Below are 21,190 nucleotides of genomic sequence, written 5' to 3' on the forward strand. Positions count from 1 at the left end.
GCGCAGGTCTGGACGAAACCCGGCTTCGATGTCAGGCTCAGGGGCATGAGCGGGCGAATCAGGGATGACATTGAGGTCTCCAAGAACCAGGACAATGACCGTTACGAGCTTCGCGTGGGCGGTGAATTGGCCGGCACGGCGGAGTACGAGGAAGCGCCGGATGCGGTGGCATTGACCCACACAGTGGTCCGGGAACAATTCCGGCATCAGGGCTATTCATCAATACTGGTGAAATTCGCCGCGGAAGACATTATTGCGTCGGGGCGGCGGATCAAGCCGTATTGCTCCTACGCTGCGTCATATCTTGGAAAGCACCGGGAGCTGAGTCATCACGTGTCCTGGCCGCAGGAAGCTCACTGACCATTTCTCAAACGGCCGGACCGCGGGAACCGGAATTGGCTGCAGGCCCTTTACGGAAGAACCCTTAATTGAAGCTGGCTCCCCGCTCTGCATATGGGGGGAACGCAGAAGGGGGAGCCAGTGAAAATAGTATAGTTGCATCAGTCCGGAGAAACCAATTGGGGGGGAGTCGCCTGTGGCTGTGTCCGCAAAAGCCTTCCAGAGCTGGCGCTCCCTGACGGCCCCAAGGGAGTCAACCGCTGATCTTTGCCGCATGGCCGGCATCAAGCGTTCCACCCTGGCACAGCAGCTCGTCCGCGGAAAGGTGTCGGAAACCACTGTTGTCCGCGTGGCGAGGGCATGCGATCAGAACCCGGTTGAAGCGCTGTCCTTTTTCGAGGAATACCACGACCTTCTGGCAGGCTCCGGTCCGCCCACCGACTCTGAGCTGATCAGCCAGGTGACGTATGTCTGTGTTTTGCAGTTGCTTGTGGCGCGAAGCCTGCATCCGAATCCTTCGCCCTCCGATCTGCCGGGACTGGGCCCCTTCCCGCACCGCAATTCCGTGCGCGCCTGGTTCGAAGCCGTAGATCCGGGAGACCTGCGCCAACGGCTCAGTGCCAAGACAGGCGTGGCACCCCAAAACCTCTCCGCCCAACTGACGGCCGGCCGGCTCGCCCCGGAACTCGCCGTTCAGGCCGCCAGGCTCGCAGGGGTCTCCCTGACCGGCGGACTGGTTGCCACGGGGCTTCTAACACCGGATGAATGCGGGTGGCCCCTGGGGGGCCGCGAACGCGCGCTGGCCGAACTTTCCGACCCTGAACTGGTGTTTCTTGCCCGGGACCGGCTGGACACGCTGGGCAAAATGGTGAAAAAGCTTGAGCACGATGAAGACAGCAACTCTGCACTCTTGGAGCAATTGGGATGACATTACAGTGGGTTGTTTTTGGCGTCACTGCCCTGTTTGCACTCCAGCGGCTTCCTTCAGCGATCCGCGGTGAAAACCGCGGGACGTTCTGGGCTTTTGTTCTGATAGCGCTGGGAATGGCCCTGAGCATCCCCTTCTTTTATCAGACGGTCGATGCTCTCCTGGGTGGAATAAACCTCGCGAATCTCCTGCTGCGGTTTGTCGTTTTCGCCGCCTTCCTGATTCTCGGGGTGAAGGCCGCCGCAGCCTTCAAAGCCCACCGCGCGGGCCGTCTGATTGCGGGGCCGGTGGGGTTTACCGCCTTGGGATTGGCTGTAGCCGCCGTCATTATTCTCTTTGTACTGAGCGACCTGCCCGAGTCCTCCGCCGCCCTTCGCGCCTATGAAGACCAGGACACAGTGGTCGCCTATGCGCACTGTGCCCGGCTCTACCAGACGTATGTGGCCGCCTGCCTGGCCCCGGCAATGTTCCTGTATGCGGCCGACTCCCGCCATCGGAGCGACGTCCGATTCAGTGCCGGACTCATGTCCTTGGGAATGTCGCTTTTCATCGTTCACGCGTTGTTGAGCCTTGCACTGTGGGATGTGCACCCCGGCGCCTGGGAACGCACGCTTCCTTATGCGGCGGTGCTGGTCATATCAATCGGCCTGGCCCTGATGTGGAACGCGCGGAGGCTGGAGAAGAAGAAACCCAAACCCAATCCCCTGGCCACGGTTTACGGTTTAAGGTAAAGAATTGACATCGTTCGTTCACAGTTTCATCATCCTGTGTCAGAATTATGATTAAGTAACATCCGCTGCCTGTGGGGGGTCAGCGTGAGGTTACGAGCGAAGCCAGCGGATTTCATCCGCTGGCTTCGCTGCTTAAGGATTGCGGAAGGTTCGGCTATGAGGCGTCGAGGTCCGTTTCCAGAATCTTGACGAGAGCGTCCAGAGCGTCTTCGGCACCCTCGCCGTCGGCGCGCAGCACCACCACGTCTCCGTTGGAGGCTCCAAGACTCATCAGCGAGAGCATGCTTGCCGCGTCCATCGCTTCCTCAGCAGGCTCGCCCTCCATGGCGATGGTGACGTCCACCGGCTGTTCGGCGGCAGCCTCGGCGAAGATGGACGCGGGACGAGCGTGCAGGCCCACCCGGCTGGCAATTGTCGCTTTGCGTTCTGGCATGGTGTTGTTCCTTCCGGTTGGTCTCAGTCAAGCAGGGGTAGGGGGCACGGAAACCGGGTCACAGTCCCAGCTCCTCAAGGACGGGAAGCCGGCTGCGCACCGTGGACCGTGCCTCAGCTGCAGTGTGCGCGCTCAGGGCAAGCGACGCCAGATCCTGCGCCTCAGGGAGGGAGACGGTGGCCAGCACGGCTCCCACGGAAGACAGCGCCCTTGGCGTCATGGACAGTGTGTTGACTCCGAGACCCGTCAGTACGACGGCGAGGGCCGGGTCCGCCGCCGCCTCACCGCAGACCCCCACATTTTTGGTTACGGGTGCCCCCTGCCCCGGTTCGGCAGCTGCTTCCGCTGCCCGCGCGCCCTCGACGGTGCGCCTGATCAACTGCAGCACCGCCGGTTGCCACGGGTCATTGAGGGTGGCCAGGGTGCCCAGCTGCCGGTCGGCGGCCATGGTGTACTGCGTGAGGTCATTGGTGCCCAGCGACGCGAAGCGGACCCGGGAGAGGACGGCCTCGGCCATGAGCGCGGCAGCCGGGACTTCGATCATCACGCCGGGCATGGCCAGGCCGGCACCGGTGCACTGAACCGCAAAGTCTGCGGCTTCCTCGGCGGTGGAGATCATCGGCGCCATCACCCACACATCGGCCTCATGGGCGCCGGCGGCAATGGCGATCGCTTCCAGCTGGCGGCCAAGGACGCCGGGGGAGGACCGGTCCGTGCGGAATCCCCGAACGCCAAGGGCCGGATTGGGCTCCGTGGCGTCGGTCAGGAACGGGAGCGGCTTGTCCGCGCCGGCGTCCAGCGTGCGAACCACCACTTTCCGTCCCGGGAAGGCCGCAAAAACGGCGCCGTAAGCCGTGACCTGCTCCTCCTGGGTGGGCTCCGTATCGCGGCCCAGGAAGCAGAATTCGGTGCGCAGCAGGCCAATGCCCTCGGCCCCGGCTGCCGCCGCTGCCTGTGCGTCCTTGCCGGAGCCCACATTGGAGAGGAGGGGAACACGGTGACCGTCCGACGTCGTTCCCGTGCCGTTGAAAGGCGGCAGGGAAACCCGCGAGGCGTATTTCTTCGCCGATTCCCGTTCGGAGGCGCCCGGATCCACCACCACGGTGCCGGTGGCACCGTCGAGGTAGAGTTCCGCACCGTCGGCCAGCGAATCAGCTCCCGCGGCGCCCACCACTGCAGGCAGGCCCAGGGAGCGGGCCAGAATCGCGGTGTGGGACTGCGGGCCGCCGCCCGACGTGACAAGGCCGATGATTTTGGCCGGGTCCAGCGTGGCGGTGTCTGCCGGGGCCAGCTCTTCGGCGACCAGGATGAACGGAACGTCGGAAGCGGGAATGCCCGGTGCCGGCAGCCCGTCGAGCTCGGCCACGATGCGGGCGCGGACGTCCAGGACATCCTGGGTGCGCTCAGCCATGTAACCGCCCAGGCTCTGCAGCATGGCAGCCACTTCCAGCCCGGCCTCCCAGATGGCCCGGTCTGCGGCCATCCCGGCATTGATGTGCTTGCCGGCAGCCTTGAGCAGCATGGGGTCCGTGGCCATCATGGCCGTTGCGTCCAGCACCGCCTTGGCGTCTCCGCTGGCTGTCTCCGCCCGGTGCCGCAGGTCCGCCCGGACTTCCTCGGCGGCATCTTTCAGGCGGGCCTTTTCTCCATCCACCGTGCTGCCTGCTCCGAAGGTTGCATCGGCATCGGGCTCGGGCACCGGAGGCGGCATCCGCAGTGAAGGGCCAAGCACCCGCCCGGCGCTGACTCCGATTCCCTTGATGGTCCGCATCAGTGTGCCTCTCTGTGAATGGGCGATGGATTAGGCAATGACGGGCTCCTCTGCGCGCTTGGGCGCCGTCCAACGCTTGAGTGCAACATAGATCAATCCTGATGCCACCATTCCAGCGAGGATAGCCACAATGAACATCAGGATGTTGCCGATGGCGAAGAACACGAAGATTCCGCCGTGCGGCGCCTGTGAGGTCACGCCGGTGCCCATGCAGATGGCGCCGGCAACGGCTCCTCCCACCATGCAGGACGGAATGACTCGGAAGGGGTCTGCCGCGGCAAAGGGGATGGCGCCTTCGGAGATGAATGCGGCACCGAGCAGCCAGGCGGCCTTGCCGTTCTCCCGAAGCGCCATGGTGAACTGCTGCTTGTCCAGTACGGTTGCCAGCGCCATGCCCAGCGGCGGCACCATGCCGGCGGCCATGACGGCTGCCATGATCTGCCAAGGCGCCTGGTTTTCGAAGCTGCCCGCTCCCAGGCCGGCAACGGCGAAAGAGTAGGCCACTTTGTTGATGGGCCCGCCAAGGTCGGAGCCCATCATGAGTCCCAGGACTATGCCCAGTACGACGGCGGCGGCCCCGCTCAGACCCGCCAGCCAGTCATTGAGGGCAAGGGTCAGGGCGGAAATGGGCCCGCCCAGGACCAGGATGAGGAGTCCGGACGCTATCAGGGAGGTGACAAGCGGGATGATCACCACCGGCATCAGCCCGCGCATCCAGCTGGGTACACTCCAGCCGCCCACCCACCGGGCAATGTAGCCGGCCAGCAGGCCGCCCACCAGGCCGCCGATGAAGCCGGTGTCCATAAACAGTGCCACCGATCCGGCCGTGAAACCGGGGGCGATGCCCGGCCGGTCGGCCAGGGCGTAGGCAATGTATCCGGCCAGCGCCGGAACCAGGAATGCCAGTGACAGATTGCCGATTTTCCAGAAGACGGCGCCCAGATAGGTCAGCAGGCCCTCTTCCCCCGGATCAAAGATGGTGCCGCCGTCCAGGATGATGTCGCCGGTGAGGGTGCCGTCGTCGTCGGACAGAGAGAGTTCGTAACCTCCGAGCAGGAAGCCCAGGGCAATGAGCAGACCGCCGCCGGCCACAAACGGAATCATGTAGCTGACACCGGTGAGCAGGGCCCGCTTGAGCTGTCCGCCGAACCCTTCACCTTCCCCGCTGCTTTGCGGATCCCGTTCTTCGCCGCCGCCTCCGCCGCCGGAAACACGGCGGGAGTTGGGGTCCTTGGCAGCAGCGAGGGCCTCGTCGATCATGACGCCCGGTTCGTCGATGCCCCGCTTCACCGGGCCGGCCACCACCGGCAGGCCGGCAAACCGGCCCTTGTCCCGCACATCGACGTCGGTGGCGAAAATGACCGCATCGGCGTTGCTGATGACCGAAGGGTCCAGGGGCGTGGAGCCGGCCGACCCCTGTGTCTCCACCTGGAGATCGATACCGCGTTCGGCGGCTGCGGCTGCCAGGGAATCAGCGGCCATATAGGTATGGGCAATGCCCGTGGGGCAGGCGGTTACTGCGACCAAACGATGAGTTTTTCCGCCGTCGCCGGCCCCGCCGGCATTGCCGTGATCCGCGGTGGGCTCCGATGTCGGTGCTCCCGCTGAGTGGGCTCCGCCTGAACCGGCGGACGCAGCTCCCGCTGTCGTCGAGCCGGCGGCTTGAGCGCCTGTGGTGCCTGCACCTGTGCCGCCAGTGCCTGCGGCACTGGCTCCGGTGGCCGGAGCCGCATTCGCGGCCCCCGATGCTGTTCCCGGTGCCTGTGATTCCGGTACGGGGCCCAGCCCCAGGGCTCCGTCCACGAGGTCAACGATCTCCTGTGGGGAGGCTGCTGTCCGCAAGGCGCCGGTGAAGTTCTTCTTGATCAATGACCGTGCCAGCTTTGACAGCAGCTGCAGGTGTTCCTGGTCGGCGCCCTCAGGGGCCGCGATGAAGAACACGATGTCCGCCGGACCGTCCTTGGCTCCCCAGTCCACCGGTGGGTTGATGCGGGCCATGACGAGCGTTGCCTGGGTGACTGCGGAGGACCGGCAATGCGGAATGGCGATACCCCCGGGAACGCCGGTTGCCGTTTTGGATTCCCGTGCCATTGCGTCCGAATACAGCTCGTCAAAGCCTGTGGCGCGGCCCGTTGAAACTACTTGTTGGACCAGGTGGCGGATCACCTCGGACCGTTCGTTCCCCAGATTCTGGTCAAGGGTTACCAGCTCCGGCGTAATGAGATCCGACATTAGTCTTCCTCCTTGGTGGGTGCAGCCCGAGTGAATTCGGTGCCCGATACGTTGGCAGGGACGGCTATCTCCGTCACGGTCACGGCGCCGGGGTCAGTCTGTGCAAGCGTGGGAATGGTGGTGCCCGGAAGGGATGCCGCCGCCGCGCCATGTGCCACGGCCTGGCGCAGGCAACCGGCAGGCGGGGCACCGCTGACATTGGCGAGCAAGTACCCGGCAAGCGAGGAATCGCCGGCGCCGACGGTGGACCGTGCCTCGACCGGCGGTCGGGTCGCCTGCCAGGCACCTTCCGCCGTGATGAGCAGGGCTCCTTTGGGGCCGAGGGTCGCCAGGACGGCCCCGACGCCCCTGGCAATGAGGCTTCGTGCCGCCACCACTGCGAGGACCGGATCCGCCTCCAGCTCATCTTCCGACCCGATGCCGGTTACTTCGGCCAGTTCCTCTGCATTGGGTTTGAGCAGGTCAGGGGTGGCATCATGCATCAGTGCTCCGAGGAGCGGAGGTCCGGATGAATCGATGGCAATCCGCGGAGCCGTGCTCCCGAAGTGCCGCCGGACGGCGTGGGACACCAGCGCATACAGGTCCGGGGAGGCCCCGGGAGGAAGGGAACCGGCAAGCACCAGCCACGAAGCAGGGGCACCGCCGTCACCTGCAGCACACGTGTTGAGCAGCAGGCTGATGAGGGCCTCCTGCTCCGATGCGTCCAAAGGCGGGCCGGGAACGTTGATCTTGGTTGTGGTTCCGTCGGGTTCGGTCAGCGTAATGTTGCTCCGCAGGGCGGCCGCGATGGGAAGATTTGCGTAGCTGACACCTGCACTGCGCAACCCGGCCATCACCGGGTCATTGTCGGCGCCGGGCAGCACGGCTATCGACTCAACTCCGGACGCCGTCAGGGCGTGGGATACGTTGACGCCTTTTCCTCCGGGGTCCTGGCTGATGGCGGCGGCCCGCTGCACTGCTCCGCGGACCAGCGTCCCGGGCAGCTCGACGGTTCGGTCCAAGCTGGGATTGACGGTGAGGGTGACGATCATTGAACCACCATGTTCGGATCCTGACATTAGGCAGTTGCCGTTAGCGGTCAACTGTTGGGACTCGCCCTTGCGGCGGCACGGACAGGTATGGGGATTTGAGCATTATCACCCGCAATCTGCACCACCTTTCAGATATGGCGTGCGCCACGTCCGGTGTGCTGAACCAACGCTATTTAGGTTGATCGTTGATTGCAATGGGGAGCGTTTCCAGCGCCGTCCGGAAGCCCAAACGGGCCCCTGCGCATTAGGGTGAGGGGATGCAAAACGTCCTGTGGTCTGCCCCGGCCGAAGTCCGTCCGGGCACCCACCTCCTGGTGATGCTGCACGGATACGGAACCGACGAACACAGCATGGCCCGCCTCTTTCCGTCCATCCCGGCGGGAATCACTTCGGCGGCGCTGCGAGGCACCTTTCCCGTGGGGGACAGCCACGGCTGGTTCCTCCTGGATCCGTATCTGCAGTCCGACACCGGTGCAGTTTTGGAGGCCGCGGCAGGGATTTTCACCTGGCTGGACCGGGTCCGCGCTGAGGGGGCGTTCACCGGGGTCTCGATGCTCGGTTTCTCGCAGGGCATGGCGATGGCCACCACCCTGCTGCGGCTGCGGCCGCAGGGGTTCGACGCCGTCGTGGGGCTGTCCGGGTTCGTGGCTGAGAACGAACTGCTGGCCATGGCCGAACCGCTGCCCAAGCCGGTTCCCTACTTCTGGGGGCGGGACCGGGACGACTGGGTGATCAATGAAGACGCCATTGCCGCCACGCGGAATTGGCTGGCGGAGAATACTGCGCTGACCGCCCGCACTTACCCCGGGATGGGGCATACTGTCGGGGCTGAGGAAGCGCGCGATATAGGCATCTTTCTCCGGCGCTATGTAGTGTCCAAGGCCCACGCTGACAGGGAAAACAAAGAGGGCTAACACCTCTCAGGGCGGAAGAACAATCCGAGCCGACTACTACCTAAGCATGCTTATGAAGTACAGTGGAGGAAAGCGCGGCCCACAGGTCGCTCAGTAAACCAACGAAATCATCACTCGTTCACACAGCAAGGAGTAATCACAATGGGTTTCATTGCTTTCCTTATTCTTGGTCTTATCGCCGGTGCAATCGCTAAGGCAATCCTTCCGGGTCGTCAGGGCGGCGGCTGGATCGCTACTCTGGTCCTCGGCGTCATCGGCGCCCTGCTTGGCGGCTGGATTGGCGGCGCCATCTTCGGTGTCGAGCTGGAAGAATTCTTCTCCATCCAGACGTGGCTTGTTGCCATCATCGGCTCCATCATCGTTCTCGCAATCTACGGCTTCGTTACTCGCAAGAGCAGCCGCGCCTAGTTTGTGAGTCTGCGCTCCGGCGCAGAGTTCTGCAGCAGACTGCAGATAAAAAGCGGGACCGGCGGATTAGTTCGCCGGTCCCGCTTTTTACGTACCTGCCTCACGTAGGCTTAAACGGGCTGGTGCCCTGCACCGGAACATGTGTCGAAAAGGAGCGTTGCCGTGGGATTTTTATCCAACCGTGCCAGGAAGGCTGCCGGGGGAACCGTCTTTGAAAAGGACGGGACACCCAAACCTTCGGTGCTCCGGGCAATGGAGCGGGCCGTGGATGTCCAGCGCCCCTTGGTGCTCGCAAATATCAGACGGCTGCAGCGCAAGCATCCCCAGGCGACACCGGCGGAACTGGTGTCGATCGTGGAGAAGCACTACCTGAACACCGTGACCGGAGGCGGAGCCGCGGTGGGCGCCACCGCAGTCGTGCCCGCCATCGGCACTGTCGCAGCGTTAGGGCTCTCGGCGGCGGCAACGGTGGGTTTCCTTGAGGCAACGGCGCTCTACGCGCAGTCAGTCGCCGAACTGCACGGGGTGCACCTCTCAGATCCGGAGCGTTCGCGGACCATGGTCATGGCCATCATGCTTGGCGAAGAGGGAACCGCCATGATGCAGTCCGTTGCCGGGCGTGGAGGCAAACCCTGGGCCAGCTCCCTGGGCAAAATGCCGTCCGGCGTGATGGGATCCGTTGGGTCATCCATTCGAAAGCAGTTCATGAAACGCGTTATAGCCCGGCAGGGAACGGCCCTGTTTGGCCGCGCGCTGCCCCTGGGGATCGGGGCGGTTGTGGGCGGAGCGGGCAACCACGCCATGGGCAAGGGTGTCATCAAGGCCGCCCGGCGTGCGTTTGGCCCGGTACCGGAAACAATCAGCGGCGAACTGGCCGAGGACCTGCGGCAGACGCCGGACAAGCCCTAGCGGAACAGGCCGGGGCGGGCGTGTGCGCCCGCTGCCCGGCCTAGCCGAAGACCGCGTGCGCGACGGTGAAGATGGCCAACCCTGCCAGGGATCCCACCACGGTGCCGTTGATCCGGATGAACTGCAGGTCCTTACCCACCTGGAGTTCGATCTTCTCCGATGTCTCCTGCGCGTCCCAGTGCTCTACGGTCTCGGTGATCACGCCGGCAATGTCGCTGCTGTAGGTCTTGACCAGATAGCCGGCGGCGTCGGAAATCCAGGTGTTGACCTTGCCCGCGAGCTCAGGTTCGGTGGCCAGCCGGTGCCCGAAGTCCTGCACCGCGGCCTTGAAGTTCCGCGTCAGCTCACTGTCCGGGTCATCCACGGCAGTGGTCAGGGCGTTCTTGATGGTGGCCCATGTCTGGGTGATGAGCTGCTGGACCCGGGGATCATCCAGCACCTGTTCCTTGATCGCGTCAGCCTTGGCCATGACGGCGGGATCCTCCTGCAGGTCCCGGGCCAGTCCCTTGAGGTAGTTGTCCAGGGCCCGGCGCATCTCATGGTTCTCGTCTTCCTGCACGGCCCGCAGGAAGCGCCTCACTTCCACCTGCACGCGGTCGCCCACCAGGTCATCCACAAATGAGGGCACCCAGGACGGGGAGCGCTGGGCCACCAGCTCGGAGATGACATCGGGGTTCGCTTCCACCCAGTCGTTGATGCTGTCCACCACCAGATTCACGAGCTGGTGGTGGTGCCCCTCGTCGAAGACCCGTTCCGCCACCCGGCCCATGGGCGGTCCCCACGGCGGGTCCACCACGTGCCGGCGGAACATGGACTCCAAAACCGTTTTGACGGCGTCGTCGTCCAGCACCCGCAGGATTCCGCGGATGGCGGCGGAACCCTCAGTAGCCACGCGGGCGGCGCTCTCCGGCCGTTCCAGCCAGGCGCCGGCCTTCTGTGCCAGTTCCATGGAACCGAGTTTTTGGGTGATGACCTCTTCGGAGAGGAAGTTGCTCTCCACGAACTGGCCCAGCGAGGCTCCGATCTGGTCCTTCTTGCGCGGAATGATCGCCGTGTGCGGAATCTTCACGCCCATGGGGTGCTTGAAAAGCGCGGTGACCGCAAACCAGTCCGCCAAGGCGCCCACCATGCCGCCCTCGGCGGCAGCCCGAACATACTGCAGCCAGGGATAGCGGTCCTGCAGGGCAAAGGAGATGACGAAGATGACGGCGAGCACCACCAGCAGTCCGGTCGCCACCATTTTCATTCGGCGCAGGCCTGCCGCCCGCTGGGCATCGTCCAGTACCGGAAGGCTCATGCCGACGCTCCGTTTCCGTCGTTACGCATGTTCCCCGGCCGGGGAACCGAAGATGAAATCGAAGACAAAAGCAAAACCGCTCCTCGTGCTTGTGCCGGTTCGTGTGCCGCGGGCCGGTCGGACGCCGCGGCAGGAACCGTCCAGCCAATGTAATCAGTCTGCTGTGCAAGGTGCCGTGTCGGCAAACGCCGTCCCTTGGGGGACATGCTGGGAGCGGCGCCGGCCGTGTGGTTGAGTGGGGCTCATGGCTTCCCCGATTGAGGATTATGCGCTGGTTTCAGACCTGCACACCGGTGCGCTGATTTCCCGGCGGGGAAGCATCGACTGGCTGTGTCTGCCGCGGTTCGACTCGCCGTCGGTCTTTGGTGCATTGCTGGGAACCGAAAACCACGGCCGGTGGCTGCTGGCTCCGGAGGGAGATGCCGCCGTCGTGAGCCGAAGCTATCTTGGGCCCACATTTATCCTGCAGACGCACTGGGCAACTGACAGCGGCGCTGCGCTGGTTACTGATTTCATGCCGGTGGGTGACGGTCGGGCTTCGATTGTGCGCCGGGTGGAGGGAATCAGCGGAACCGTGGATATGCGGCAGGAGCTGGAAGTTCGCTTCAACTACGGAACCGTCCTGCCGTGGATGCGCCGTGACCCCGATCCGCACGGAGAGCGGCTGCTGGCGGTAGCTGGACCGAATGCACTGGTGCTGCGCGGGGACAACCTGCCCCGGGCGGTGGACCACCAGCATGTTGGCCGCTTCACTGTGGCTGCCGGCGAGCGCGTGGACATGGAACTGACCTGGCATCTCTCCCACCATGAAGTGCCTCCGCTGACGGACATCGACACCGCGCTGGCGTCCACCACCGATTATTGGGAAAGGTGGGCGGACCACTGCGATCCCGCGCCGCAGTATGTTGGACCCGTCCAGCGCTCGCTGCTGGTGCTGCGCGCGCTGACGCATGAGTCCACCGGCGGCATTGTGGCGGCTCCCACCACCTCGCTTCCGGAGGTTGCGGGCGGGGAACGCAACTGGGATTACCGCTACTGCTGGCTCCGGGACGCGGCGCTGACCCTCGAAGCCATGCTGGGTCACGGCTACGCGGATGAGGCTCTGCGCTGGCGCAACTGGCTGCTGCGTGCCGTGGCCGGTGACCCGGAGGACCTGCAGATCATGTACGCGGTGGACGGTGCCCGTGAACTTCCCGAACGCATCCTGCCCCAGTTCACCGGGTATGGAGGATCCGTTCCGGTGCGCGTGGGGAACGGGGCGGTTTCCCAGTACCAGGCCGACGTCGTCGGTGAAGTGATGGTTGCCCTGGCCAAGCTTCGGGATGCGGGTGTGGCGGAGGATCATTTCTCCTGGCCCCTGCAGCGGGCTCTGATGACCTTCCTGGAACGCCACCTCGAGGACAAGGACCACGGAATCTGGGAAATGCGGGGAGAGCCCCAGCACTTCACCCATTCGCGGGTCATGATGTGGGCGGCGTTTGACCGGGCTGCCGCCGCCGTCCGGTCCCATGGCCTGGACGGTCCCGTGGAGCTGTGGGAGGCCTTGAGGGACGGACTGCGCGAGGAGATCCTGAACCGCGGCTTTAACGAAGAACTGAATACCTTCACCCAGTATTACGGCAGCAGGGAAGTGGACGCGGCCCTGCTGCAGCTTCCCCAAGTGGGCTTCCTCGCCTACGACGACGAACGCATGCTGGGCACGGTGGCCCGGATTGAGCAGGACCTGCGCACCGACTCCGGCCTGCTGCTGCGCTACGCCACGCACAGCGGAATTGACGGCCTGGAGCCCGGCGAGAACCCCTTCCTGGCCTGCAGCTTCTGGCTCGTCGAGCAGTATGCCGCCACCGGGAGGTCAGGGGAGGCACGCACCCTCATGGATCAATTGGTGGCATACTCCAACGAGCTGGGCCTGCTCAGCGAGGAATACGATCCGGTGCACAACACCATGGCTGGAAACTTTCCACAGGCCTTTTCCCACCTTGCCCTGGTCCGCGCAGCCGACGCGCTCAACACCGCGGCGCGGCTGCCGGAGGCCGCTCCTGCCGGTCCTTCCGGCGACTTCCACCCCACCGAAAGAAGCAGATGAACCGCCAAAGTTACTCAGCGGCCGCAATGGCGGCGCTGCTGTCCGTTAGCGCCGTCAATCATTTCCGCAACCCGAAGTTCTACAACGCGGTGGTTCCCCGCAGCATCAGCACGGACACGGACGGCAAGTTCGGCGTGCTGACCCGCCGGCAGTGGACGCACTTGAGCGGGGTGCTGGAGTTTGCCGCCGCGGCCGGCCTGCTGCTGCCGGCCACCCGCCGGGCGGCCGCCACTGGAACCACGCTGATGTACATCGCCTTCATCGCCGGACACCTCAGTGCGCTGCAGCGGGCCTTCGGCCCCCGCGGATCGGACCGGGAGAAGGCCATCCACCTGGCCCGGCTGCCCCTGCAGCTGCCCCTGATCCGCTGGGCCTGGAGCCTGCGCGGCTAGGAAGCGGGACATGGCAACGAATTTGCTGGTGCTGTCGGACACCCATTTGCCCAAGCGGGCGCGGGAGCTGCCCGCGCAGCTGTGGGCGGACATCGAGGCGGCTGATGCCGTGGTCCATGCCGGGGACTGGGTCAGCGAAGACGCACTGGATGAAATGCTGCAGCGCTCTCGAAAACTGATTGCCTGCTACGGCAACAACGACGGCGGTGCGCTGCCGTCCCGGCTGCCTTTGGTTGCCACGGCCACGGTTGAGCAGGTGCGGCTGGCAGTCATTCATGAAACGGGTCCTGCCGCCGGGCGGGAAAAACGCCTGGATGAGCAGTTTCCGGACACAGATCTGCTGATTTTCGGGCACAGCCACATTCCGTGGGACACCGTGACCCCGGCCGGGATGCGGCTGCTGAATCCCGGATCACCCACCGACCGCCGCCGTCAGCCGTTCTGCACCTATATGCACGTGAAAGTCGAGGGAAAAACCGTCGCCGTGGAAATGGTCCGGCTTCCCCCACGCCTACCCGTGGCTTAAACGGCTGCTGCCCCGCCGATCCGGAAAGCGGATGGCGGGGCAGCAGAGGCGGCTAGTTGCTGCCAGGCTGGAAGACGACCTTGATGCAGCCGTCTTCCTTCTTCTGGAACTTCTTGTACAGCTCCGGCGCTTCCTCGAGGCTGGCCTGGTGGGTGACCAGGTTGGTGACGCCCAGCGGATCGGCGGGATCCTCCACCAGCGGCATCAGGTCATCGGTCCAGCGCTTGACGTTGCACTGGCCCATCCGCAGGGTCAGCTGCTTGTCGAACATATTCATCAGCGGCATGGGGCTGGCCGTGCCGCCGTAGACACCGCTCAGGGAAACGGTGCCGCCGCGGCGGACCGCGTCGAGCGCTCCGTGAAGGGCTGAAAGCCGGTCCGTTCCGGCCGTTTCCATGGCCTTCTGGGCCAGCTTGTCCGGGAGCAGGCCAACGACGGTCTGGGCGGCCTTGCCGGCGGGGGAACCATGGGCTTCCATGCCGACGGCGTCCACCACCGAGTCGGGGCCCCGGCCGTCCGTCATCTCACGGAGCTCGTCTGCAACGTCCTTGTGCAGGTCCAGTGTTTCCACCCCGTACTGGGAGGCCAGCTTGCGCCGTTCCGCCACGGGGTCAACACCGATCACCCGGTAGCCCAAATGGGTGCCGATGCGGGCCGCGAACTGTCCCACCGGGCCCAGGCCGTAGACGGCGAGGGTGCCGCCGTCGGGCACGTTCGCGTACTGGACTCCCTGCCAGGCGGTGGGCAGGATGTCGGAGAGGAATAGGTAGCGGTGGTCCGGGAGTTCGGTGCCCACCTTGATCGGGTTGTAGTCAGCCAGCGGAACCCGCAGGTACTCGGCCTGTCCGCCGGGAACGGAACCGTACAGCTCGGAGAACCCGAAGAGGGCGGCACCGGAGCCCTTTTCGTGGACCTGGGTGACCTCGCACTGCGTCTGCAGTCCCTGGCGGCACATGAAGCAGCTGCCACAGGCTATCTGGAAGGGGATGACTACGCGGTCGCCCTTCTTGAGGCTCGTGACGGCGGAGCCCACCTCTTCCACAATGCCCATGGACTCATGGCCGAGGATGTCGCCTTGCTTCATGTAGGGCATCAGGACGCCGTACAGGTGAAGATCCGAACCGCAGACTGCGGTGGAGGTTACGCGGATAATCGCATCGGTGGGTTCCTGGATCACCGGATCCGCAACCGTCTCCACGCTGACGGACTCTTTTCCCTGCCATGTAACTGCTCTCACGTGCCAACCTCCTGCTAATTGCTGCGGATGCTTGAAGTGCGTTCACCCATTGTGACAAATAGTAAGGGTGCTGACAAAACGTTCGTCTGCGGCATGCAGGATCCGGCGGAGCGGGCAGGTGCGCCTGCGCAGCGGAAACCAACGGGCGGATCTTCTAATCAGCGCCCGGTCAGCGGAAGAAAGGATTAGGTGGTGCGGCTGCCGGGCCGCGTTGGCTGCGGCCGACCATTGGCAGGTTCCACCAGGGCTCGCGGGTCCCGCCGGAGGAAGGCCATTTCCAGGGCTTCCTCATTGGTGAGTGCAGGTCCCGGGGGCTGGAAAGATGGTGCGGGCGTCTCCGGCCCCAGCCGGCACACCGGAAGGGCGGGCGGCACGATGATCTCCACCGGTTTTTCAAATGTCCGGCCGGCCGCAGGCCGCGTACCATCGGCGGGAAGGAAGCCAATGCCGGCACGGACGGCGGCGTCAGCGCCGTCGTACAGACGCGCCAGCGCGCCACTTTCCACGTGTTCTGCCCGGGTGAGATTAACCCGGACGGCGGCACCGAGCGCTCCGGTGTGGGTCAGGATGTTTGCCAACGTCGCGTAAGTCGAAGCGGTGAGGCAGCCCCGGACTTCCAGGCAGGCCAGACGCAGCTGCGTATCGATCCGGACCAGGACACGCAGTCCGTGGTCCGTTGAGGACTGTTCCCGTGATTCGTCGAGCATGGAATTCTCCGCACGCGTGTGACAGTGGCCTCTGCTTAACCGAGTAATCGACGTTAGCCCACGTGGGAGGAGTCTGTCTGCACCTGACGGTGGTTGCGGGCCTACTACTCGCTAAACGGCGGTTGTGCCTGTCGGAGCAGCATTGTTCCGGGTCACGGTTTCAGCTGTAGCTTCGGCAATTGCTTCCTCTTCGTCGGTGGGCACCACCAGGACAGGAATGGCAGACGCGGCGCTGCTGATCAGCCGCGCCCCCGATTCCCGCCGCCGGTTTGCATCCTGGTCCAGTTCGATCCCCAGGGCGCCAAGCTTGTCCACGGTCAGCTCGCGGAAGTCCCAGGAGTTCTCTCCGATGCCGGCCGTGAACACCACCGCCTGGGCTCCGCCGACCGCCACATGGTAGGCGCCGATGTACTTGGCGAGCCGGTACGCGGCAACGTCAAGGGCGGTGGCTGCGGCTGTGTTCCCGGCTGCCGCCGCCTCCTCCAGCGTCCGCATGTCCGAGGCTCCGCCCAGGGCCAGAAGGCCCGATTCTCGGTTCAACAGGTTGTCGAGCGTGTCGGCGTCGTAGCCTTCCCGGAGCAGGAACACCAGGATGGACGGGTCAACGTCGCCGCTCCGCGTGCCCATCACCAGTCCCTCCAGGGGGGTAAAACCCATGGAGGTGTCGATGCTCCGGCCGTCCTTGATGGCCGCCACCGAGGCGCCGTTGCCCAGGTGCGCAATGACGGCGTCGAACTCTCCCGGGTTGATGCCCAGGAAACGTGCCGCCGCCGGAGCCACAAAGCCGTAGCTGGTTCCATGAAAGCCGTACCGGCGGATCCCGTACCTGCGGTACAGGCTGTTGGGCAGGGCGTAGCGCCAGGCGTGCTCAGGCAGGGTGCGGTGGAAGGCGGTGTCGAAGACGGCCACCTGAGGGATTTCGGGCCACTTGTCATGCACGGCGCGGATCCCGCGGGCGCTGGCCGGATTGTGCAGGGGCGCCAGCGGGCTCAGGCGCTCAATGGACCGGACAATTTCATTGTCGATCAGGACCGGCTCACTGAAGCGCTCGCCGCCGTGCACCACCCGGTGCCCGACGGCGTCAACCTCCCGCCCGCCGAGTGCCTCGGGCAGGCGGCGGGCAAGTTCCTCCAGCGCAGCGCCGTGGTCCGGCACCGCCTCTTCGCCGATCCGGTCGATGATGCCCTTGACCAAGAGCTCACCGTTTGCGGTGTCCCGCACCTGGTATTTCAGGGATGAGGAACCGGAATTGATGACGAGTACCAGCATTAGACCTCCTGGGCCTGAACGGCGGTGATGGCCACGGTGTTGACAATGTCTTCGACCGTGCAGCCGCGGGAAAGGTCATTGACCGGTTTCCGCAGTCCCTGCAGGATCGGCCCGACAGCCACCGCTCCGGCCGACTGCTGCACGGCCTTGTAGGTGTTGTTGCCGGTATTGAGGTCAGGAAAGATGAACACCGTGGCCTGCCCGGCCACGCTGGAACCGGGCAGTTTCGAGGCGGCAGTGGTCGCGTCCACTGCGGCGTCGTACTGGATGGGTCCTTCCACCGGCAGATCCGGCCGGCGGCTGCGGACCAGCTCGGTGGCCTCGCGGACCATTTCCACCGACTCTCCGTGCCCCGAGGCTCCGGTGGAATAGGACAGCATGGCCACCCGGGGTGTCACGCCGAACCGGGCGGCAGTGTCCGCGGAGGCCAGGGCGATGTCCGCCAGCTGCTTGGCATCCGGCTCCGGGTTGACGGCGCAGTCCCCATACACCAGCACCCGGTCCTGCAGCAGCATGAGGAAGACCGAGGAGACGATCTCCACCCCCTCCTTGGTGCGGATGAACTCCAGCGCCGGCCGGATGGTGTTGGCAGTGGTGTGGGCCGCTCCGGAGACCATCCCGTCCACCCGTCCCAGCTGGACCATCATGGTGCCAAAGTATGCCCCATGAAGCATACGTTCGCGGGCATCGTCTAGGGTCACGCCTTTCTTGGCCCGCAGGGCCGCGTATTCGCGGGCAAAGTCGTCCCGCAGTCCACTGGTTGCCGGGTTGATGATGGTGGTGCCGCTGAGGTCAACGCCCTCGCTGGCCGCCAGTTCCCTCACCTGGCCTTCGGGCCCCAGGATGGTCAAGGCGCAAACGTCCCGGCGCTGCAGGATTTCCGCGGCGCGGAGCACCCGTGCGTCAAGGCCCTCCGGCAGGACAATGTGCTTACGCTGCGCACGGGCCCGCACGATCAGTTGGTTCAGGAACCGCAGCGGCGTGGTTTTCTCCGGTCGCGGCAGCTCCAGTCGCTCCAGGAGCTCATGCTCGTCCACGTGCCGGGTCCATACGCCGAGGGCGGCGGCGACCTTTCGGCGCTGGCCGGAGGCAATCTCGCCGCGCACCCGGCTGACCTTCCGCGCGGCCGTGTACGTGTCGTCGTCGACGGCGAACACGGGGAACGGCGCCTGCGACAGCAGCGCCAGGATCCCCGCATCGATGGGGAGGCCGCCGGTCAGGACCATGCCGCTGGGGACCGGAAACTCCGGTGACACGGCGGAGGCCAGCGCGGCCACCATGACATCGGCCCGGTCGCTGGGCGCGATGACCAGGTTGCCGTGCTCCAACTGGGAAACGAAATTTCCCACGGTCATGGCGGCCACTTTGATGCCCACGACGTCGCGCTCCAGTGACGAGCTCCCGGCCACCTGACGTGCGTCAAGCGCTTTGGCCACCTCCGACATGGACGGCTGGGAAATCTCGTTCAGCTCAGGCATCACGTACACGGGCCGCCCGGATGCACCGGGCCGCACTGCGGTGCGGACCTCATCTACGTCGTCCGGCTCCGCCCGGTTGACCATCATGGCAAGGAGGTCACAGCGTGCGTCGTGCAGCTCGCGCCTGGCCACGTCCACCGCATCGGCCGTTTCCGGCACTGTCATCTCCCGCCCGTTGACAACCGCCAGCACCACGGCGCCCAGGTTGTTCGCAAGGCGGGCGTTCAGGACAAACTCAAGGGCGACGTCGTGCCCGGAAAGGTCGGTGCCCTCGATGATCACCACGTCGCAGTGGGCTGCAACTTCGTTGTAGATCGTCAGGCACCGGGAATCCACTTCACCGCGTTCGCCGGCCACAAGCAGGGAACGGACCTCGCGGCGGGTGAGCCCGCCCCGGCTCGTCTCGGCGGTCAGGTTGAACTTGCGCTGCATCAGCCGCACCATGGGATCCTGTGCTGGTTCGGAGCCTTCCACGATTGGCCGGAAAAACCCTACGCGGTCGGCATGGCGCAGCAGCATGTCGGCAAGGCCGAGGGTGACAAGGGACTTGCCGGACCCCGGGGTCATGGCACTGACATAGATTCCGCGGGCCATGGTTGTTGTCCGATCTGTGGGCTTCAGGGCCGTGCCGCTGCGTCAGTCACCGGAAGCGCACGAGGTGTGATAAGCGACACTACTTTATCCTCCCAAAAGCACCGGGCAGTGGCTAGCGGGCAGGCCGCCGGAGCCCGCCGAGTACCGTTTCCGCTGTCCTGCTTGGACTGGGACGTCTCACCATGTGGGATTAAACTGGAGACTATTGGCCGGCGGCCTACGATTGATCGGTCAGTTTTACCGAATACCCCGAGTACAAGGACCACCGTGAGTCTCTTCCGAACCAAACCCATTGAGGATTCCCTAGCGGATGCCGACGAACCGGGACGGAGACTAAAACGTTCGCTGACCACCTGGGATCTGATGATCATGGGCGTGGCAGTGGCCGTGGGTGCCGGCATTTTCTCGGTTGGCGCCAAGGCGGCCGCCGACTTCTCCGGCCCGGCAGTGACCCTGTCTTTCGTCCTCGCCGCACTCACCTGTGCACTGGCCATCATGTGCTACGCAGAATTCGCCACGGCCATCCCGGTAGCCGGATCCGCCTATGTGTTCACCTACGCCACCATGGGCGAACTGGTGGCCTGGATCATCGGCTGGAACCTGATCCTGGAACTGTTCACCGCCGCGGCGGTGATTGCCAAGTACTGGGGCATCTACCTCAGCGAGGTGTTCCGCCTGCTCGGATTGGATATCCCGGCCACCATCGACCTTGGCCCGGTGGATCTCACCTGGGGGCCGCTGCTGATCGTCGCGCTGTTCACTGTGCTGCTGGTGATGGGCACCAAGCTGTCCGCGCAGGTCAGCAACGTCTTCACGCTGATCAAGATCGGGGTGGTGCTCTTCGTCATTGTCGCCGGTTTCTTCTATGTCAAGGCTGAGAACTACACGCCCTTCATTCCGGATTCGGTACCGACCGGGGGCACCGGAGCTGAAGACGTGATGCAGCAGTCCCTGTTCTCCTTCCTGACCGGCGCGGCGCCGGCCCAGTACGGCGCCCTCGGTGTCTTCGCCGGCGCGGCAATTGTGTTCTTCGCCTTCATCGGGTTCGACGTCGTTGCCACCTCCGCCGAGGAAGTGAAGGATCCGGGCAAGACCCTTCCGCGGGGCATCTTCGCCGGGCTGGCAGTGGTCACCCTGCTCTACATCGGCGTATCGCTGGCCCTGACGGGCATGGTCCCCTACACCGATCTGGCTGCCGCCGAAGCCCCGAACCTCGCGACGGCGTTCAGCCTGGTGGGCAACACATGGGCGGCGCAGGTGATTGCCATCGGCTCGCTGATCGGGCTCACCACGGTGATCATGGTGCTCCTTATGGGACTGGCCCGCGTGGTGCTGGCCATGAGCCGCGACGGCCTGCTGCCGCGTTCCCTCTCCCGCACCAGCGACAAGCACGCCACGCCGGCCCGCCTGCAGATAATCTGCGGCACTTTGGTTGCCCTGGTGGCAGGGTTCACGCAGGTGGACGTGCTGGAGGAAATGATCAACATCGGCACGCTGTCCGCATTTGTGGTGGTCAGCCTCGGCGTTCTGGTGCTGCGCCGCAAGCGCCCGGATCTCAAGCCCGCCTTCCGTGTGCCTTTCGGCCCGGTGCTGCCCGTTCTCTCGGCTTTGCTGTGCCTGTATCTGATGGCCAACCTGGCCGTGGAAACCTGGCTCTACTTCGCCGGTTGGCTCCTGATCGGCTTCCTGCTCTACTTCGCGTACGGCCAGCGGAATTCGCGGATGAATGAGAAGTTTGCCGACATCCGGCAGGCGGAGCGGGACGAGCGCGCCGACCGGCTGGAACGCGAAGCGCGTTCCGCCGCACCGGAGGCCTGAGCAACTCCGGCCTGAGGGTTGGCCCCTTTTCGAGGGAGTCCGCCCGATGACGGGCCGGGACCCGCGGGCTTGCGTTCCGGCGCGCCGGTG

The 21,190-nt window shown here is 65.0% G+C and carries 19 protein-coding genes; 10 read left to right on the forward strand and 9 right to left on the reverse strand.

Translation table 11 applies throughout. The features are described 5' to 3' along the window. Positions 1-45: 45 nt before the first annotated feature. The 3 genes from MUG94_RS00610 to MUG94_RS00620 all read left to right on the forward strand — a co-directional run bounded on the left by MUG94_RS00610 (position 46) and on the right by MUG94_RS00620 (position 1,998). Positions 46-360 carry a GNAT family N-acetyltransferase gene (locus MUG94_RS00610; RefSeq protein WP_227891042.1) on the forward strand — a complete coding sequence of 105 codons (315 nt, stop codon included), beginning with the start codon at positions 46-48 and terminating at the stop codon, positions 358-360. Positions 361-613: 253 nt separating this feature from the next. Next, complete coding sequence (locus tag MUG94_RS00615) at positions 614-1,267, forward strand: hypothetical protein (RefSeq protein WP_231704892.1); 654 nt, start codon at positions 614-616, stop codon at positions 1,265-1,267. Beyond that, positions 1,264-1,998, forward strand: a complete 735-nt coding sequence (locus tag MUG94_RS00620) for a hypothetical protein (protein ID WP_227907483.1) — start codon at positions 1,264-1,266, stop codon at positions 1,996-1,998. Before MUG94_RS00615 ends, MUG94_RS00620 begins: the two co-directional genes overlap by 4 nt. Positions 1,999-2,152: 154 nt before the next feature. On the opposite strand, the gene MUG94_RS00625 is transcribed toward MUG94_RS00620, so the two are convergent. Genes MUG94_RS00625 through MUG94_RS00640 form a run of 4 tightly spaced genes read right to left on the reverse strand, consistent with a single transcriptional unit; the run spans position 2,153 to position 7,465 of the window. Then, the gene (locus tag MUG94_RS00625) at positions 2,153-2,431 is read right to left on the reverse strand and encodes an HPr family phosphocarrier protein (protein WP_227907484.1); all 279 of its coding nucleotides are present in this window, start codon (positions 2,429-2,431) and stop codon (positions 2,153-2,155) included. A gap of 58 nt (positions 2,432-2,489) precedes the next feature. Beyond that, entirely contained in the window at positions 2,490-4,202 is a 1,713-nt protein-coding gene (gene ptsP / locus MUG94_RS00630) for a phosphoenolpyruvate--protein phosphotransferase (protein ID WP_227907485.1), read from the reverse strand. 30 nt (positions 4,203-4,232) lie between these two features. Further along, a complete protein-coding gene (locus MUG94_RS00635; RefSeq protein ID WP_227907487.1) occupies positions 4,233-6,434 on the reverse strand; it encodes a PTS fructose transporter subunit IIABC in 2,202 nt (733 codons plus the stop codon). After that, positions 6,434-7,465 carry a 1-phosphofructokinase family hexose kinase gene (locus MUG94_RS00640; RefSeq protein ID WP_227907489.1) on the reverse strand — a complete coding sequence of 344 codons (1,032 nt, stop codon included), beginning with the start codon at positions 7,463-7,465 and terminating at the stop codon, positions 6,434-6,436. The genes MUG94_RS00635 and MUG94_RS00640 overlap by 1 nt, the downstream gene beginning before the upstream one ends. A 257-nt stretch (positions 7,466-7,722) precedes the next feature. On the opposite strand from MUG94_RS00640, the gene MUG94_RS00645 reads away from it, so the two are divergent. The 3 genes from MUG94_RS00645 (at position 7,723) to MUG94_RS00655 (ending at position 9,696) form a co-directional block, all read left to right on the forward strand. After that, positions 7,723-8,379 carry an alpha/beta hydrolase gene (locus MUG94_RS00645; RefSeq protein WP_227907491.1) on the forward strand — a complete coding sequence of 219 codons (657 nt, stop codon included), beginning with the start codon at positions 7,723-7,725 and terminating at the stop codon, positions 8,377-8,379. 141 nt (positions 8,380-8,520) lie between these two features. Next, positions 8,521-8,787 carry a GlsB/YeaQ/YmgE family stress response membrane protein gene (locus MUG94_RS00650; RefSeq protein WP_104102621.1) on the forward strand — a complete coding sequence of 89 codons (267 nt, stop codon included), beginning with the start codon at positions 8,521-8,523 and terminating at the stop codon, positions 8,785-8,787. Between the two features lie 162 nt (positions 8,788-8,949). Further along, positions 8,950-9,696 carry a hypothetical protein gene (locus MUG94_RS00655; protein ID WP_227907496.1) on the forward strand — a complete coding sequence of 249 codons (747 nt, stop codon included), beginning with the start codon at positions 8,950-8,952 and terminating at the stop codon, positions 9,694-9,696. A 40-nt stretch (positions 9,697-9,736) separates the two neighbouring features. Here the strand turns inward: MUG94_RS00655 and MUG94_RS00660 are convergent, their stop codons facing one another. Then, the gene (locus tag MUG94_RS00660) at positions 9,737-10,993 is read right to left on the reverse strand and encodes a DUF445 domain-containing protein (protein ID WP_227907499.1); all 1,257 of its coding nucleotides are present in this window, start codon (positions 10,991-10,993) and stop codon (positions 9,737-9,739) included. 244 nt (positions 10,994-11,237) lie between these two features. Here MUG94_RS00660 and MUG94_RS00665 point away from each other — a divergent pair, with 244 nt between their 5' ends. From MUG94_RS00665 to MUG94_RS00675, 3 genes are read left to right on the forward strand one after another with little or no spacing between them, the layout of a single operon-like run. Next, positions 11,238-13,079 (forward strand): glycoside hydrolase family 15 protein, encoded by a 1,842-nt coding sequence (locus MUG94_RS00665; RefSeq protein ID WP_227907501.1) that lies wholly within the window; start codon positions 11,238-11,240, stop codon positions 13,077-13,079. Then, on the forward strand, positions 13,076-13,471 hold the full coding sequence (locus MUG94_RS00670) for a DoxX family protein (protein WP_227891053.1): 396 nt from the start codon (positions 13,076-13,078) through the stop codon (positions 13,469-13,471). The genes MUG94_RS00665 and MUG94_RS00670 overlap by 4 nt, the downstream gene beginning before the upstream one ends. A gap of 10 nt (positions 13,472-13,481) precedes the next feature. After that, a complete protein-coding gene (locus tag MUG94_RS00675) occupies positions 13,482-13,997 on the forward strand; it encodes a metallophosphoesterase family protein (protein ID WP_227907506.1) in 516 nt (171 codons plus the stop codon). A 52-nt stretch (positions 13,998-14,049) separates the two neighbouring features. On the opposite strand, the gene MUG94_RS00680 is transcribed toward MUG94_RS00675, so the two are convergent. From MUG94_RS00680 to pta, 4 genes are all read right to left on the reverse strand, one after another. Then, positions 14,050-15,234, reverse strand: a complete 1,185-nt coding sequence (locus MUG94_RS00680; RefSeq protein ID WP_227891055.1) for a zinc-dependent alcohol dehydrogenase — start codon at positions 15,232-15,234, stop codon at positions 14,050-14,052. 185 nt (positions 15,235-15,419) lie between these two features. Then, positions 15,420-15,941, reverse strand: a complete 522-nt coding sequence (locus tag MUG94_RS00685) for a hypothetical protein (RefSeq protein ID WP_227907508.1) — start codon at positions 15,939-15,941, stop codon at positions 15,420-15,422. Between the two features lie 111 nt (positions 15,942-16,052). Beyond that, positions 16,053-17,210 (reverse strand): acetate/propionate family kinase, encoded by a 1,158-nt coding sequence (locus MUG94_RS00690; protein ID WP_227907509.1) that lies wholly within the window; start codon positions 17,208-17,210, stop codon positions 16,053-16,055. After that, complete coding sequence (pta, locus tag MUG94_RS00695; protein ID WP_227907510.1) at positions 17,210-19,282, reverse strand: phosphate acetyltransferase; 2,073 nt, start codon at positions 19,280-19,282, stop codon at positions 17,210-17,212. Before pta ends, MUG94_RS00690 begins: the two co-directional genes overlap by 1 nt. Before the next feature lie 267 nt (positions 19,283-19,549). On the opposite strand from pta, the gene MUG94_RS00700 reads away from it, so the two are divergent. Continuing rightward, positions 19,550-21,100: an APC family permease gene (locus MUG94_RS00700; protein ID WP_227907514.1), complete on the forward strand. Its 1,551-nt coding sequence runs from the start codon at positions 19,550-19,552 to the stop codon at positions 21,098-21,100. The last annotated feature ends 90 nt before the right edge of the window (positions 21,101-21,190 follow it).

This window comes from Arthrobacter gengyunqii, assembly GCF_023022985.1.
Taxonomy (GTDB): Bacteria; Actinomycetota; Actinomycetes; order Actinomycetales; family Micrococcaceae; genus Arthrobacter_B; species Arthrobacter_B gengyunqii.

Bases quoted from the DNA above. Each gene is read 5' to 3' on its own strand.
- MUG94_RS00610 (WP_227891042.1), top strand. From the start codon at position 46: ATGAGCGGGCGAATCAGGGATGACATTGAGGTCTCCAAGAACCAGGAC.
- MUG94_RS00615 (WP_231704892.1), top strand. From the start codon at position 614: ATGGCCGGCATCAAGCGTTCCACCCTGGCACAGCAGCTCGTCCGCGGA.
- MUG94_RS00620 (WP_227907483.1), top strand. From the start codon at position 1,264: ATGACATTACAGTGGGTTGTTTTTGGCGTCACTGCCCTGTTTGCACTC.
- MUG94_RS00625 (WP_227907484.1), bottom strand. From the start codon at position 2,431: ATGCCAGAACGCAAAGCGACAATTGCCAGCCGGGTGGGCCTGCACGCT.
- ptsP (WP_227907485.1), bottom strand. From the start codon at position 4,202: ATGCGGACCATCAAGGGAATCGGAGTCAGCGCCGGGCGGGTGCTTGGC.
- MUG94_RS00635 (WP_227907487.1), bottom strand. From the start codon at position 6,434: ATGTCGGATCTCATTACGCCGGAGCTGGTAACCCTTGACCAGAATCTG.
- MUG94_RS00640 (WP_227907489.1), bottom strand. From the start codon at position 7,465: ATGATCGTCACCCTCACCGTCAATCCCAGCTTGGACCGAACCGTCGAG.
- MUG94_RS00645 (WP_227907491.1), top strand. From the start codon at position 7,723: ATGCAAAACGTCCTGTGGTCTGCCCCGGCCGAAGTCCGTCCGGGCACC.
- MUG94_RS00650 (WP_104102621.1), top strand. From the start codon at position 8,521: ATGGGTTTCATTGCTTTCCTTATTCTTGGTCTTATCGCCGGTGCAATC.
- MUG94_RS00660 (WP_227907499.1), bottom strand. From the start codon at position 10,993: ATGAGCCTTCCGGTACTGGACGATGCCCAGCGGGCGGCAGGCCTGCGC.
- MUG94_RS00665 (WP_227907501.1), top strand. From the start codon at position 11,238: ATGGCTTCCCCGATTGAGGATTATGCGCTGGTTTCAGACCTGCACACC.
- MUG94_RS00670 (WP_227891053.1), top strand. From the start codon at position 13,076: ATGAACCGCCAAAGTTACTCAGCGGCCGCAATGGCGGCGCTGCTGTCC.
- MUG94_RS00675 (WP_227907506.1), top strand. From the start codon at position 13,482: ATGGCAACGAATTTGCTGGTGCTGTCGGACACCCATTTGCCCAAGCGG.
- MUG94_RS00685 (WP_227907508.1), bottom strand. From the start codon at position 15,941: ATGCTCGACGAATCACGGGAACAGTCCTCAACGGACCACGGACTGCGT.
- MUG94_RS00690 (WP_227907509.1), bottom strand. From the start codon at position 17,210: ATGCTGGTACTCGTCATCAATTCCGGTTCCTCATCCCTGAAATACCAG.
- pta (WP_227907510.1), bottom strand. From the start codon at position 19,282: ATGGCCCGCGGAATCTATGTCAGTGCCATGACCCCGGGGTCCGGCAAG.